The organism is Mizugakiibacter sediminis, from assembly GCF_000953855.2.
Taxonomy (GTDB): Bacteria; Pseudomonadota; Gammaproteobacteria; order Xanthomonadales; family Rhodanobacteraceae; genus Mizugakiibacter; species Mizugakiibacter sediminis.
In genome coordinates, this window is record NZ_DF970134.1 from 114,773 (window position 1) to 126,870 (window position 12,098).

Below are 12,098 nucleotides of genomic sequence, written 5' to 3' on the forward strand. Positions count from 1 at the left end.
CGGAGGCGCGATGACCGCGCCGGCGCTCGCGCCGTTCGCGGTGCGCTACCGCAGCGACGACGCGCCGCGGCTGCTCGACGATCCCGGCACGCTGGCCCTGATCGGCTTCGGCGCCGGGGCCGCGACGTCGGCCGATCCGCGCGCGCTGCGCGTGCCGCTGGCGCCGCTGCAGGACGCCGTGCCGCACGAGCAGTGGGTCGTCGACGCGGCGGTCAGCTACGGCCGCGACGGCGCGGTGCGCTGGGCCGCCGGCGGCGGCTGGCTGTACGCGGCGATCGAGCTGGACGAGGCCGCGCACGGCGGCGCCGAGGCGGCCGCGGAATACGCCTACCGCCGGCTCGGCGCATTCACCGCGGCGCGCCCGGAGCGCCACGTGCAGCGCATCTGGAACTACCTCGGCGCGATCAACGCCGGCGAGGGCGACGACGAACACTACCGGCGCTTCTGCAGCGGCCGCGCGCGCGGCATGGCGCCGTACTTCGCGGCCTATCCCGCCGCCACCGCGATCGGTCACGGCGGCGCGCCCGGATTGCTGCAGGTGTACTGGCTGGCGGCGACCGCGCCCGGCGTCGCCGTGGAGAATCCGCGCCAGGTCAGCGCCTGGCGCTATCCGCGCCAGTACGGCCCGACCGCGCCCACCTTCGCGCGCGCCGAGCGCCTGCCGGGCGAGACCGGCCTGGCGATTTCCGGCACCGCGGCGGTGGTCGGCCACGCCACGCGGCATGCCGGCGACGTGCTGGCCCAGCTCGACGAAACCCTGGCCAACCTCGACGCCTTGCAGGCGGCGGCGGGCCTCGCGTCGGGTTTCGATGCGGCATCGCCGCTCAAAGTGTACGTGCGCGAGCCGCGCGACGCGCGCGCGATCGCCGCACGGCTGCGGGCGCGTCTCGCGCCCGAGGTGCCGCGCCTGCTGCTGCAGGGCGACATCTGCCGCCGCGACCTGCTGGTCGAGATCGACGGTTGGCGCTTCGAGAGCGGGGAGCGGGGAGCAGCGGTGAAGGGAGTAGGGAGCAGGGAGTAGGGAGCTGCCGGGGAGCGGGGAGAACGCAGCCGCCGCGTGCACGCAAACCGGAAACGCGAGCCAAGGGTTTTCACCCCTGCTCCCTGCTTCCCCTACTCCCCGCCCTTCTTCGGCCTCCGCCAGCCCGGAATGGTGGTCTGGCGTGCGCGCGCCACGGTCAGTTCGCCGGGAGGCGCGTCCTTGCCGATCACCGAGCCGGCGCCGATGGTGGCGCCGGCGCCGATCGTCACCGGCGCGACCAGGGCGCTGTTCGAGCCGATGAAGGCGCCGTCGCCGATCACCGTGCGGTGCTTGCGGACGCCGTCGTAATTGCAGGTGATGGTGCCGGCGCCGACGTTGACCTCGGCGCCGATCTCGGCGTCGCCGAGATAGGAAAGATGATTGGCCTTGCTGCCCGCGCCGATGCGCGCGTTCTTCGCCTCGACGAAGTTGCCGAGGTGCGCGCCGGCGGCCAGCACGGTGCCCGGGCGCAGGCGCGCGAACGGGCCGATCAGGCAGCCGCCGGCGGCGTTGGCGCCGTCGATGTCGCAGTGCGCGTGCACCACCGTGCCCGGGCCGAGCGTGGCGTTGCGGATGCGGCAGAACGGGCCGATGCGTACGCCGTCGCCGAGCGTCACCTCGCCTTCCAGGATCACGTCGACGTCGATCTCGACGTCGCGGCCGGCGTGCACGCGGCCGCGCAGGTCGAAGCGCGCCGGATCGGCGAGGCGCACGCCGGCCAGCGCCAGTTCGCGCGCGTTGCGCAGGCGCAGGCGCCGCTCCAGATCGGCGAGCTGCCAGGGGTCGTTGGCGCCGAACGCCTCGGCGGGGTCGGCGGCGTCGATCGCGCGCGCCGGCGTGCGCTCCTCGGCGGCCTGCGCGAACACGTCGGTGAGGTAGTACTCGTGCTGCGCGTTGGCGTTGGACAGGTTGGCCACCCACACGCGCAGGCGGCGCGCGTCGGCGGCGAGGATGCCGGTGTTGACCAGGCGGATGACGCGCTCGTCGGGCGTGGCGTCCTTCTCCTCGATCACCGCGCGCACGTGGCCCAGGCCGTCGCGGATCACGCGGCCGTAGCCGCGCGGATCGTCCAGTTCGGCGACCAGCGCCGCCAGCGGCTCGGCGGCGTCGACCAGGGACTGCAGCGTCTCGCTGCGGATCAGCGGCACGTCGCCGTACAGCACCAGCACGCGCGCCTGTGCCTGCACGCGCTCCAGCGCCAGGCGCACGGCGTGGCCGGTGCCGAGCTGCTCGGCCTGGTGCACCCAGCCGAGATCGCGCTCGGCGGCGAAGGCTTCGCGCACCTGCTCGCCGCGGTGGCCGTGGACGACGTGGATCGCGGCCGGCGAAAGCGCGCGCGCGGCGTCCAGCACGTGCGCCAGCATCGGCCGACCGGCCAGCGGCAGCAGCACCTTCGGCCGGTCGGATTTCATGCGCTTGCCCTCGCCGGCGGCGAGGACGATCACGTGCAGCGGTGCCATGGCTTTCATCAGGTTCCCTCCCCCTGCTCCGCCAACGTTAGCGGAAAACATGGCGCGCAGAAACGCGAACGCCGGCAGGACGCCGGCGTCGCGATGGCCATCGGCGGGCGGCGGGGCTCAGTGCTTCAGCGAGCGGCGCAGGCGCTCCAGTGCCTGCAGCTGGGCCACGGCCTCGGCCAGCTTGGCCTGCGCCTCGGCGATCTCCATAGCGTCGCTGCGGTCGGCCAGGGCGCGCTCGGCGTCTTCCTTGGCGCGCTTCGCCGCGGCCTCGTCGAGGTCGGCGGCGCGGATCGCGGTATCGGCCAGCACGGTGACCACCTGCGGCTGCACCTCGAGGATGCCGCCGGAGACGTAGAAGAACTGCTCCTCGCCGTTCTCCAGGATGACGCGCACCTGGCCCGGCTTGAGGCGGGTGATCAGCGGCGCGTGGCGCGGCGCGATGCCGAGCTCGCCCATCTCGCCGGTGGCGACCACCATCTGCGCGTCGCCGTGGAAGATCTCGGCTTCGGCGCTGACGATGTCGCAACGAATGGTGGATGCCATGGTCGTATCTCGATGCTGCGGCGTGCGCGGGGTCAAAAGTCAAAGGTCAAAGGTCGATCCTGCACGGCCGGCGCCGATGTCTCCGGTCTTTCCATCGACCCTCGACCTTTGACGCCGGTCGACGGACGAACGCGTGCGGGTCGCGTCCGTCCGCGGTTCGCTCACGCCGCCTTCGCGGCGCCCATCTCCTCGGCCTTCTTGAACACCTCGTCGATGCCGCCGACCATGTAGAACGCCTGCTCCGGCAGGTGGTCGCACTCGCCCTCGACGATCATCTTGAAGCCGCGGATGGTTTCCTTGAGCGGCACGTACTTGCCGGGCGCGCCGGTGAACACCTCGGCGACGTGGAACGGCTGCGAGAAGAAGCGCTCGCACTTGCGCGCGCGGTAGACGGTCAGCTTGTCCTCTTCCGACAGCTCGTCCATGCCGAGAATGGCGATGATGTCCTTCAGCTCCTTGTAGCGCTGCAGCGTGCCCTGCACCTTGCGCGCGACCTCGTAGTGCTCCACGCCGATCACGTTCGGGTCGAGCTGGCGGCTGGTCGAATCCAGCGGATCCACCGCCGGGTAGATGCCCAGCGCGGCGATCTGGCGGCTCAGCGTGACGGTGGAGTCGAGGTGCGCGAATGTGGTGGCCGGCGAGGGGTCGGTGAGGTCGTCCGCGGGCACGTACACGGCCTGGATCGAGGTGATCGAGCCGGTCTTGGTGGAGGTGATGCGCTCCTGCAGCACGCCCATTTCCTCGGCCAGCGTCGGCTGGTAGCCCACCGCCGACGGCATGCGGCCGAGCAGCGCGGACACCTCGGTGCCGGCCAGGGTGTAGCGGTAGATGTTGTCGATGAACAGCAGCACGTCGCGGCCCTTGCCGTGCTCGTCCTTCTCGTCGCGGAAGTACTCGGCCATGGTCAGGCCGGTCAGGGCGACGCGCAGGCGGTTGCCCGGCGGCTCGTTCATCTGGCCGTAGACCATCGCCACCTTCGACTCGGGCAGGTTGTCGAGCTTGACCACGCCCGCCTCGATCATCTCGTGGTAGAAGTCGTTGCCTTCGCGGGTGCGCTCGCCCACGCCGGCGAACACCGACAGGCCGGAGTGCTGCGTGGCGATGTTGTTGATCAGCTCGAGCATGTTGACGGTCTTGCCGACGCCGGCGCCGCCGAACAGGCCGACCTTGCCGCCCTTGGCGAACGGACAGATCAGGTCGATCACCTTGATGCCGGTCTCGAGCAGTTCGTTGGCCGCGGCCTGCTCGTCGTAGGACGGCGCCGGACGGTGGATCACCCAGTGGTCCTGGGTCTGGATCGGGCCGACCTCGTCGATCGGCTCGCCGAGCACGTTCATGATGCGGCCCAGCGTGCCCTTGCCGACCGGCACCTTGATGCCCTCGCCGGTATTGCGCGCCACCAGGCCGCGCTTCAGGCCGTCGGTGGAGCCGAGCGCGATCGTGCGCACGACGCCGTCGCCGAGCTGCTGCTGCACCTCGAGCGTGATCTCGGTGCCGTCGATCTTCAGCGCGTCGTACACCTTCGGCACCTGGCCGCGCGGAAACTCGACGTCCACCACCGCGCCGATGATCTGAACAACTTTGCCCTGGCTCATGTTGGCCACTCCTGAAACGGATTGAATGCGTTGAAAGTCAAAGGTCAAAAGTCGGTCGGGTCGGAGCGACAGGGCTTCTTGACCTTCGACCTTTGACCGTTGACCGGAATCACACCGCCGCTGCGCCGCTGACGATTTCCGAGATTTCCTGGGTGATCGCCGCCTGGCGCGCCTTGTTGTAGATCAGCGTCAGCGTGTCGATCAGCTTGGTCGCGTTGTCCGACGCGCTCTTCATCGCCACCATGCGCGCGGCGTGCTCGCTGGCCAGGTTCTCCAGCACCGCCTGGTACACCAGCGACTCGATGTAGCGCTGCAGCACGTGGTCGAGCACGGTCTCGGCGTCCGGCTCGTAGATGTAGTCCCAGTCGTGGTCGCGCTTGGCGCTCAGCGCGGGCGCCGGCCAGTTGATCTCGGACGGGCCCGCCGACGCCATTTCCGCCGCGGCCGCCGACAGCGGCAGCAGCGCCTCGACGTGCGGCTTCTGCGTCATCGTGTTGACGAAGTCGTTGAAGCAGAGGAACACGCGGTCGACGCGGCCGTCGTTGTAGGCGTCCAGCATCACCTTGATCACGCCGATCAGCTGCTCGACCTTGGGACGCTCGCCGAGGTGCGTCGCCGAGCCGATCATGTTGACCTTGAGGCGCTTGAAGAACTGCGTGGCCTTCTGGCCGATCGCGACGACGTCGATCTCGACGCCCTTGGCCTGCCACTCGCGCATCTCCGCGAGCAGCTTGCGGAACAGGTTGGAGTTCAGGCCGCCGCACAGGCCGCGGTCGGTGGAGACGATCACGTAGCCGACGCGCCTGACCGCCTCGCGCTCGACGAGGAACGGATGCCGGTACTCGACGTTGGCGTGGGCGATGTGGCCGATCACCTGCCGCATCAGGCGCGCGTACGGCCGCGAGGCCTTCATCAGGTCCTGCGCCTTGCGGATCTTCGAGGCCGAGACCATCTCCAGCGCGCGCGTCACCTTGCGGGTGTTCTGCACGCTGCGGATCTTGGTGCGGATTTCTCTAGCGCCTGCCATTCGATTCGCTCGCTATGCTCGCCCAGGAAGCAGGGTCGGGGAGCAGGAGGAGCGGACGACCCTGCTCCCTCAACCCTGCTCCCGGCTCCTTACCAGCTTCCGGTCTTCTTGAATTCCTCGAGCGCCTTCTTGAAGGTGCCCTCGATCTCGTCGTTCCAGTCGCCGGTGGCCACGATCTTCTTCATCAGCTCGCCGTGGTTCTGGTGCATGAACGCGTGCAGCGCCTTCTCGAACGGCAGGATCTGCGCGACCGGCAGGTCGTCCAGGTAGCCCTTCTCGGCGGCGTAGATCGAGATCGCCAGCTCGGCGATCGACAGCGGCGCGTACTGCTTCTGCTTCATCAGCTCGGTGACGCGCTGGCCGCGCTCGAGCTGGGCGCGGGTGGCGGCGTCGAGGTCGGAGGCGAACTGCGCGAACGCGGCCAGCTCGCGGAACTGCGCCAGCGCCAGCTTCACGCCGCCGGACAGCTTCTTCACGATCTTGGTCTGCGCCGCGCCGCCGACGCGCGACACCGAGATGCCGGCGTTCACCGCCGGACGGATGCCGGCGTTGAACAGGTCGGTCTCGAGGAAGATCTGGCCGTCGGTGATCGAGATCACGTTGGTCGGCACGAACGCGGAGACGTCGCCGGCCTGGGTCTCGATGATCGGCAGCGCGGTCAGCGAGCCGGTCTTGCCCTTCACCGCGCCGTTGGTGGCGCGCTCGACGTAGGCTTCGTTGACGCGCGCGGCGCGCTCGAGCAGGCGCGAGTGCAGGTAGAACACGTCGCCCGGGTACGCCTCGCGGCCCGGCGGGCGCTTCAGCAGCAGCGAGATCTGGCGGTACGCCCAGGCCTGCTTGGTGAGGTCGTCGTAGATGATCAGCGCGTCCTCGCCGCGGTCGCGGAAGTACTCGCCCATCGCGCAGCCGGCGTACGGGGCGATGTACTGCATCGCCGCGGAGTCGGACGCCGAGGCGGCGACGATGATGGTGTGCGCCAGCGCGCCGTGCTCTTCCAGCTTGCGCACCACGTTGGCGATCGAGCTCTGCTTCTGGCCGATCGCCACGTAGATGCATTTGATGCCGGTGCCCTTCTGGTTGATGATCGTGTCGACCGCGAGCGCGGTCTTGCCGGTCTGGCGGTCGCCGATGATCAGCTCGCGCTGGCCGCGGCCGATCGGGATCATCGAGTCGACTGACTTGTAGCCGGTCTGCACCGGCTGCGACACCGACTTGCGCCAGATCACGCCCGGCGCGACCTTCTCGATCGGGCTGGTACCCTGCGCCTGCACCGGGCCGCGGCCGTCGATCGGATTGCCCAGCGCGTCGACGACGCGGCCGAGCAGGCCTTCGCCCACCGGCACCTCGAGGATGCGGCCGGTGGTCTTGGCGATGTCGCCCTCGCGCAGGTGCTCGTAGTCGCCGAGCACCACCGCGCCCACCGAGTCGCGCTCCAGGTTCAGCGCCAGCGCGAAGGTGTTGTTCGGCAGCTCGATCATTTCGCCCTGCATCACGTCCGCGAGGCCGTGGATGCGCACGATGCCGTCGGACACGCTGATGACGGTGCCCTCGTTGCGCGCTTCCGCGGCGAGCTTGAATTGCTCGATGCGGGTCTTGATCAGTTCGCTGATCTCGGACGGATTCAGAGAGGTCTGCATGGGTGGTTTCCCTATACGCGTGCCGCCGGACGGCCCATCGTCAAATTGAAATTCGGTCGTCGCGGCGGCCGCGGCCGCCGCGTTGTTGCATCAGTGCGTCAGTGCGCCGGCCAGCTGCGCGAGGCGTCCGCGCGCCGAACCGTCGATCACCTGCTCGCCCGTGTCGATCACCACGCCGCCGATCAGCGCCGGATCGATGCGCACGTCCAGCTCGATCTCGCGCCGGTAGCGCCGCTTCAGCGCCTGCTTCAGCGCGTCCGCCTGCCCGTCGTCCAGCGCCAGCGCGCTGCTGACCTTCACCTTCAGCCTGGACTCGGCCTCGCGCTTGAGCTCGTCGAACAGCGCGGCCACTTCCGGCAGCAGGCCGAGGCGGCGGTGCGCCGCCAGCTCGCCGAGGAAGCGCGCGAACGGCTGGTCGGCGCCGACTTCCGGCGGCAGGTGCAGCGCCACCAGCTGTTCGGCCTTGACGCGCGGATCGTTGCCGAGGCTGGCCACGCGCGGATCCGCCGCCACCGCGGCGGCGAAACCGAGCTGCGCGGACCACGCCGGCAGCACGCCCTGCGCCTGCGCCAGCTCGAAGGCGGCGCGCGCGTAGGGTCGAGCGAGGGTGAGCGCCTGCGCCATGGTCAGATCTCGGCGGCCAGCTGGTCGAGCAGCGCCTTGTGGGCGCGCGCGTCGATTTCGCGCTGGATGATCTTTTCCGCGCCCTTGACCGCCAGCGCGCCGACCTGCTCGCGCAGCGCCTCGCGCGCGCGCTGCGCCATGCTGTCGATCTCGGCCTGCGCCGCGGCCTTCTGCCGGTTCAGCTCGGCGATGGCGTCCTCGCGCGCCTTGTCGAGGATCTGGTTGGCCTGCTGCTGCGCCTTGTCGATGATCTCGGCGGCCTGCTGGCGCGCCTTCTTGATCTCCTCGGCGACGCGGGCGTCGGCGTCCTTCAGCTCGGCGCGCGCGCGTTCGGCGGCGGCCAGGCCTTCGGCGATCTTCTTCTGGCGCTCCTCGATGGCATTGAGGATGTGCGGCCAGATGAACTGGACGCAGAACCAGATCAGGATGGCGAAGGAAATCACTTCGCCAAGCAGGGTCGCATTGAATTCCATCGGTGCGCTACCTGGTCGTTACACGGATGGGCACGGGCGGCGCGGCGCCCGTGCCGGGATCGGCTTCGCGCGGCGCGCTCAGCCCGCGCCGCCGAGCTTGGCCAGCAGCGGGTTGGCCACGGCGAAGTACATCGCCAGCGCCACGCCGATCAGGAACGCCGCGTCGATCAGGCCGGCGAGCAGGAACATGCGGCCCTGCAGCATCGGCACCAGTTCCGGCTGGCGCGCGGCCGACTCGAGGAACTTCGAGCCCATGATGCCGATGCCGATGCAGGCGCCGATCGCGCCGAGGCCGATGATCAGGCCGAGACCCAGCGCGGTGAAGGCCTGGACCTGGGCGACGTACTGAACGAGCTGCTCCATGACGAACTCCTTGCGGTGAAGGCTTTGGATGGGTTGGGAACGGAATCAGTGGTGGTCGTGCGCCATCGAGATGTACACGACCGTCAGCACCATGAAGATGAAGGCCTGGATGCTGATGATCAGGATGTGGAAGATGCCCCAGGCGGTGTAGCCGATCACGCCGAGGCCGAACAGCGCCCAACTGCCGGCGCCGAGCAGGCCGGCGATCAGCATGAACACCAGCTCGCCGGCGTACATGTTGCCGAACAGTCGCATCGCCAGGCTGACCGGCTTGGCGGCCAGCTCGACCAGGTTCAGCGCGAAGTTGAACGGCCACAGCAGCGGGAAGGCGCCGAACGGCGCGGTGAACAGCTCGTGCAGGTAGCCGCCGACGCCCTTGGCCTTGAAGCTGTAGAAGATCACCAGCACCAGCACCGTCAGCGACATCGCGAAGGTCATGTTGACGTCGGCGGTGGGCACGGCGCGGAAGTGGCCGACGCCGAACTTGCCGAGGATCCACGGCAGCAGGTCGACCGGCAGCAGGTCCATCGCGTTCATCAGGAACACCCAGACGAACACGGTCAGCGCCAGCGGGGCGAGGAAGCGGCGGTCGCCGTGGAAGACGTCCTTGACCTGGCCGTCGACGAACTCGACCACCAGCTCGATGAAGGCCTGGGTCTTGCCCGGCACGCCGGCCGTGGCCTTGCGCGCGGTGGCCCAGAACCACAGCACGAACAGCACGCCGAGCACCAGCGAGACCGCCAGCGAATCCAGGTGCACCGACCAGAACCCGCCCGCGCTGACGTGCGGCGAGAGATGGGTCAGGTGATGCTGGATGTACTCGGTGAGACCGCCCTGCTGTGCCTCGCTGGCCATGCCTTAACCCTTGAACCTGAGCGCCATCAGATTGACCGCCAGCGCGAGCGCCAGCCCCGCGATCGCGGGTGCCGGCGGCAGCCGCCAGCGGACCAGAACCAGATACAGTCCCCCGAGGACCACGGCCCACTTGAGCACCGTTCCCACCAGGAAACCTGCGAGCGCGCGTCCCGCGCCTCCCGGGCCGAACAGGCGCAGCGCGAGCAGCGCGTTGCCGGCGGCGACCATCAGCGCGCCGAGGCCCGCAGCGACCGCTGCGCGGTATCCCTGCGCCAGGAAGGCAAGGGCCGCCAGCACTGCCACGCCCAGCTGCGCGGCCAGAAGGCGCGCGGCGAGACGACGGCCGGCGGCAAGAGAGTTCAGCACGCAGACTTCCAGCGCGGGCGTCGCCGCGAGGGCGCACCCGGTGCATCCAACAAGCCACGGTCGAGCCTGAAAATGATAGCAGGCGCTGTCGCGACGCCGCAACCTGAAACGCCCTGCGACAAACTGCCGCAGGGGCGTGCGGCGCGGGTTGCGGCGCGGCGGCGCGCGCTGCTTGCGTCGCGTCGCCGGACCGTCCGCCGCGCGCCGGCGACAAAAGAAAAGCGGCCGGACGGCGGGGGCCGTCCGGCCGCAAGACGCCGCAGGCGGGGAGGGTGCGTGCGGCGTTCTGACGTTGATTCTTGCCCGGGCCGGTCAGCGGGCCCGGCGCGGTTCCGGCAAGCCGGAGCGCGGCCTCAGTGTGCGGCCTTCTTCGCCGCGGCCGGGGCGGTGAACGCCTCGTTGGCCGCCTTCAGCTGCGCACGGGCCAGTTCGCCCAGTGCGTCGGCGGTCTTCAGCACCACGGCGACGACCTGCTGGCCGGCGACATAGCCCTGCTCGGCGTTGGCGCGGGCGACGTCGAGGCCCTTGTTCCACAGCGCGCGCGCGGCGTCGGCGTCGCGCACGTCGGCGGATTCGGCGACGAACGCCGCGGTGGCCTCCGTCTGCGCCTGCAGCGCCTTCAGTTGGGCGTCGCTGATCTGCTCGAAGCCCTTCAACACGGCGTTCTGCGCCTTGAATGCAGTGTCGGCGAATTGCTTGCCGAACGCGAAAGCCTGCTTCTGCCACGTCTCGATCATGGGGTTGCCCTCTCGGCGGTTCCGGGTCATGGGCGTACCCTAGCAGGGAATTTTGTGCAATGCAACATCAGACCGACAAACAAAGCGGAAAACGCCGACCTGAGTCGGCGTATCCATTGTTTGTCTGATGGTTATGCGGGTCTTGCGAATCTGCGGCGGCGCATCACGAGCCGCCGGCATAACGGGCGCCGGCCGTGCAGGTCTCGTGCACCACGACGGCGCTGAGCCCCGGCAGGGCGGGCTTGAGGCGCTCCCAGACCCAGCGCGCCAGCTGCTCGCTGGTCGGGTTCTCGAGGCCCGGCACGTCGTTGAGATAGCGGTGGTCCAGCGCCTCGAACAGCGGCGCGAACGCCGCCTTGATGTCGCCGAAGTCCATCACCCAGCCGAGCCGCGGATCCGGCTCGCCGCCGACGTGGATCTCGATGCGGAACGAATGCCCGTGCAACCGCGCGCACTTGTGCCCGGGCGGCACGTGCGGCAGCCGGTGGGCCGCCTCGATGTGGAAGACCTTGAAGATGTCCATCGGCGCGGGCGCGGTGGCGCCCCTGTGGTGGCTAGGGGCGGGATCGAACCGCCGACCTCAGCATTATGAGTGCCGCGCTCTAACCATCTGAGCTACCTAGCCACAGGTGCCCGAAGCGAAGGGGCCGCAAGTGTAGTGCCGCGCCGCGCGCTGTCAAGCCTGCGGGCACGCGGCGCGCCTTGCCGCCGCTTTCCGGGCTGTGGTTGAATCGGGCCGCAAGCACGAGGTGACAACGGCATGATCGACGCCGACGGCTATCGTCCCAACGTGGGCATCATCCTGCTCAACGGCGACGGCCGCGTGTTCTGGGCGCGCCGCGTCAACCGCGACGGCTGGCAGTTCCCGCAGGGCGGCATGCACAGCGACGAGACGCCGCTCGAGGCGATGTACCGCGAGCTGGAGGAGGAAACCGGGCTGCGCGCGGAGCACGTCGAGGTGCTCGGCGCCACGCCGGGCTGGCTGCGCTACCGTCTGCCGCGCCGTTACCTGCGTCGCCACGAACGGCCGATGTGCATCGGCCAGAAGCAGGTCTGGTTCCTGCTGCGTTTCCGCGGCGAGGATTCGCACCTGCGTCTGGACGCCTCGGCAAAGCCCGAGTTCGATCTGTGGCGCTGGGTGGACTTCTGGTATCCGGCCGCGCACGTGGTCGCGTTCAAGCGCGGCGTCTATGAGCGCGCCTTGCGCCAGTTCGCGCCGGTGGTCGAGGCGCATTGCCAGGTGCTGCTGCAGGCGCCGCCGCGGCGCGGGCTTGCCGCCGCCTGAGGCGGCGCGGCGCTCCCGCCCGCTCCCGTCTGTTCGGCCTCGGCCGCTGCCGGTCGCTGGCGCGGCGACGATCCCTCGCGCAGCGAGGGATGGGGGTTGTGGGGGTGCGCCT

At 69.8% G+C, this 12,098-nt stretch carries 14 protein-coding genes and 1 tRNA gene; 2 read left to right on the top strand and 13 right to left on the bottom strand.

Annotated elements, in window-relative coordinates:
• Positions 1-10 precede the first annotated feature (10 nt).
• Positions 11-1,021: a chorismate transformation FkbO/Hyg5 family protein gene (locus MBSD_RS00825; RefSeq protein WP_062534147.1), complete on the top strand. Its 1,011-nt coding sequence runs from the start codon at positions 11-13 to the stop codon at positions 1,019-1,021.
• Positions 1,022-1,113: 92 nt separating this feature from the next.
• On the opposite strand, the gene glmU is transcribed toward MBSD_RS00825, so the two are convergent.
• The 13 genes from glmU to MBSD_RS00890 form a co-directional block, all read right to left on the bottom strand.
• Positions 1,114-2,490 carry a bifunctional UDP-N-acetylglucosamine diphosphorylase/glucosamine-1-phosphate N-acetyltransferase GlmU gene (glmU, locus tag MBSD_RS00830; RefSeq protein ID WP_062534149.1) on the bottom strand — a complete coding sequence of 459 codons (1,377 nt, stop codon included), beginning with the start codon at positions 2,488-2,490 and terminating at the stop codon, positions 1,114-1,116.
• Between the two features lie 108 nt (positions 2,491-2,598).
• Positions 2,599-3,024, bottom strand: a complete 426-nt coding sequence (locus tag MBSD_RS00835; RefSeq protein ID WP_062534151.1) for a F0F1 ATP synthase subunit epsilon — start codon at positions 3,022-3,024, stop codon at positions 2,599-2,601.
• 161 nt (positions 3,025-3,185) lie between these two features.
• Positions 3,186-4,619: a F0F1 ATP synthase subunit beta gene (atpD, locus tag MBSD_RS00840; RefSeq protein WP_062534152.1), complete on the bottom strand. Its 1,434-nt coding sequence runs from the start codon at positions 4,617-4,619 to the stop codon at positions 3,186-3,188.
• Positions 4,620-4,728: 109 nt separating this feature from the next.
• On the bottom strand, positions 4,729-5,646 hold the full coding sequence (gene atpG, locus MBSD_RS00845; RefSeq protein ID WP_062534154.1) for a F0F1 ATP synthase subunit gamma: 918 nt from the start codon (positions 5,644-5,646) through the stop codon (positions 4,729-4,731).
• An 89-nt stretch (positions 5,647-5,735) separates the two neighbouring features.
• Positions 5,736-7,283 (bottom strand): F0F1 ATP synthase subunit alpha, encoded by a 1,548-nt coding sequence (gene atpA, locus MBSD_RS00850; protein ID WP_062534156.1) that lies wholly within the window; start codon positions 7,281-7,283, stop codon positions 5,736-5,738.
• A 90-nt stretch (positions 7,284-7,373) separates the two neighbouring features.
• Positions 7,374-7,907, bottom strand: a complete 534-nt coding sequence (locus tag MBSD_RS00855) for a F0F1 ATP synthase subunit delta (protein WP_062534158.1) — start codon at positions 7,905-7,907, stop codon at positions 7,374-7,376.
• A 2-nt stretch (positions 7,908-7,909) separates the two neighbouring features.
• The gene (locus MBSD_RS00860; protein WP_062534159.1) at positions 7,910-8,380 is read right to left on the bottom strand and encodes a F0F1 ATP synthase subunit B; all 471 of its coding nucleotides are present in this window, start codon (positions 8,378-8,380) and stop codon (positions 7,910-7,912) included.
• A gap of 78 nt (positions 8,381-8,458) precedes the next feature.
• Positions 8,459-8,743 carry a F0F1 ATP synthase subunit C gene (gene atpE, locus MBSD_RS00865; protein WP_062534162.1) on the bottom strand — a complete coding sequence of 95 codons (285 nt, stop codon included), beginning with the start codon at positions 8,741-8,743 and terminating at the stop codon, positions 8,459-8,461.
• A 45-nt stretch (positions 8,744-8,788) separates the two neighbouring features.
• The gene (atpB, locus tag MBSD_RS00870; protein WP_062534163.1) at positions 8,789-9,598 is read right to left on the bottom strand and encodes a F0F1 ATP synthase subunit A; all 810 of its coding nucleotides are present in this window, start codon (positions 9,596-9,598) and stop codon (positions 8,789-8,791) included.
• 3 nt (positions 9,599-9,601) lie between these two features.
• Positions 9,602-9,964, bottom strand: a complete 363-nt coding sequence (locus MBSD_RS00875) for an ATP synthase subunit I (protein ID WP_062534165.1) — start codon at positions 9,962-9,964, stop codon at positions 9,602-9,604.
• Between the two features lie 353 nt (positions 9,965-10,317).
• Positions 10,318-10,701 carry a phasin family protein gene (locus MBSD_RS00880; protein ID WP_062534167.1) on the bottom strand — a complete coding sequence of 128 codons (384 nt, stop codon included), beginning with the start codon at positions 10,699-10,701 and terminating at the stop codon, positions 10,318-10,320.
• A gap of 163 nt (positions 10,702-10,864) precedes the next feature.
• Positions 10,865-11,224, bottom strand: coding sequence for a 6-carboxytetrahydropterin synthase QueD (gene queD, locus MBSD_RS00885; RefSeq protein ID WP_062534169.1), 360 nt, complete (start codon positions 11,222-11,224; stop codon positions 10,865-10,867).
• Between the two features lie 25 nt (positions 11,225-11,249).
• Positions 11,250-11,326, bottom strand: a tRNA-Met gene (locus MBSD_RS00890).
• A 135-nt stretch (positions 11,327-11,461) separates the two neighbouring features.
• Here MBSD_RS00890 and MBSD_RS00895 point away from each other — a divergent pair.
• Positions 11,462-11,986: an RNA pyrophosphohydrolase gene (locus tag MBSD_RS00895; protein ID WP_062534171.1), complete on the top strand. Its 525-nt coding sequence runs from the start codon at positions 11,462-11,464 to the stop codon at positions 11,984-11,986.
• Positions 11,987-12,098 lie beyond the last annotated feature (112 nt).

Bases quoted from the DNA above. Each gene is read 5' to 3' on its own strand.
- atpE (WP_062534162.1), bottom strand. From the start codon at position 8,743: ATGGAGCAGCTCGTTCAGTACGTCGCCCAGGTCCAGGCCTTCACCGCG.
- queD (WP_062534169.1), bottom strand. From the start codon at position 11,224: ATGGACATCTTCAAGGTCTTCCACATCGAGGCGGCCCACCGGCTGCCG.
- MBSD_RS00855 (WP_062534158.1), bottom strand. From the start codon at position 7,907: ATGGCGCAGGCGCTCACCCTCGCTCGACCCTACGCGCGCGCCGCCTTC.
- atpA (WP_062534156.1), bottom strand. From the start codon at position 7,283: ATGCAGACCTCTCTGAATCCGTCCGAGATCAGCGAACTGATCAAGACC.
- atpB (WP_062534163.1), bottom strand. From the start codon at position 9,598: ATGGCCAGCGAGGCACAGCAGGGCGGTCTCACCGAGTACATCCAGCAT.
- atpD (WP_062534152.1), bottom strand. From the start codon at position 4,619: ATGAGCCAGGGCAAAGTTGTTCAGATCATCGGCGCGGTGGTGGACGTC.
- MBSD_RS00895 (WP_062534171.1), top strand. From the start codon at position 11,462: ATGATCGACGCCGACGGCTATCGTCCCAACGTGGGCATCATCCTGCTC.
- glmU (WP_062534149.1), bottom strand. From the start codon at position 2,490: ATGAAAGCCATGGCACCGCTGCACGTGATCGTCCTCGCCGCCGGCGAG.
- MBSD_RS00825 (WP_062534147.1), top strand. From the start codon at position 11: ATGACCGCGCCGGCGCTCGCGCCGTTCGCGGTGCGCTACCGCAGCGAC.
- MBSD_RS00860 (WP_062534159.1), bottom strand. From the start codon at position 8,380: ATGGAATTCAATGCGACCCTGCTTGGCGAAGTGATTTCCTTCGCCATC.
- MBSD_RS00835 (WP_062534151.1), bottom strand. From the start codon at position 3,024: ATGGCATCCACCATTCGTTGCGACATCGTCAGCGCCGAAGCCGAGATC.
- atpG (WP_062534154.1), bottom strand. From the start codon at position 5,646: ATGGCAGGCGCTAGAGAAATCCGCACCAAGATCCGCAGCGTGCAGAAC.
- MBSD_RS00880 (WP_062534167.1), bottom strand. From the start codon at position 10,701: ATGATCGAGACGTGGCAGAAGCAGGCTTTCGCGTTCGGCAAGCAATTC.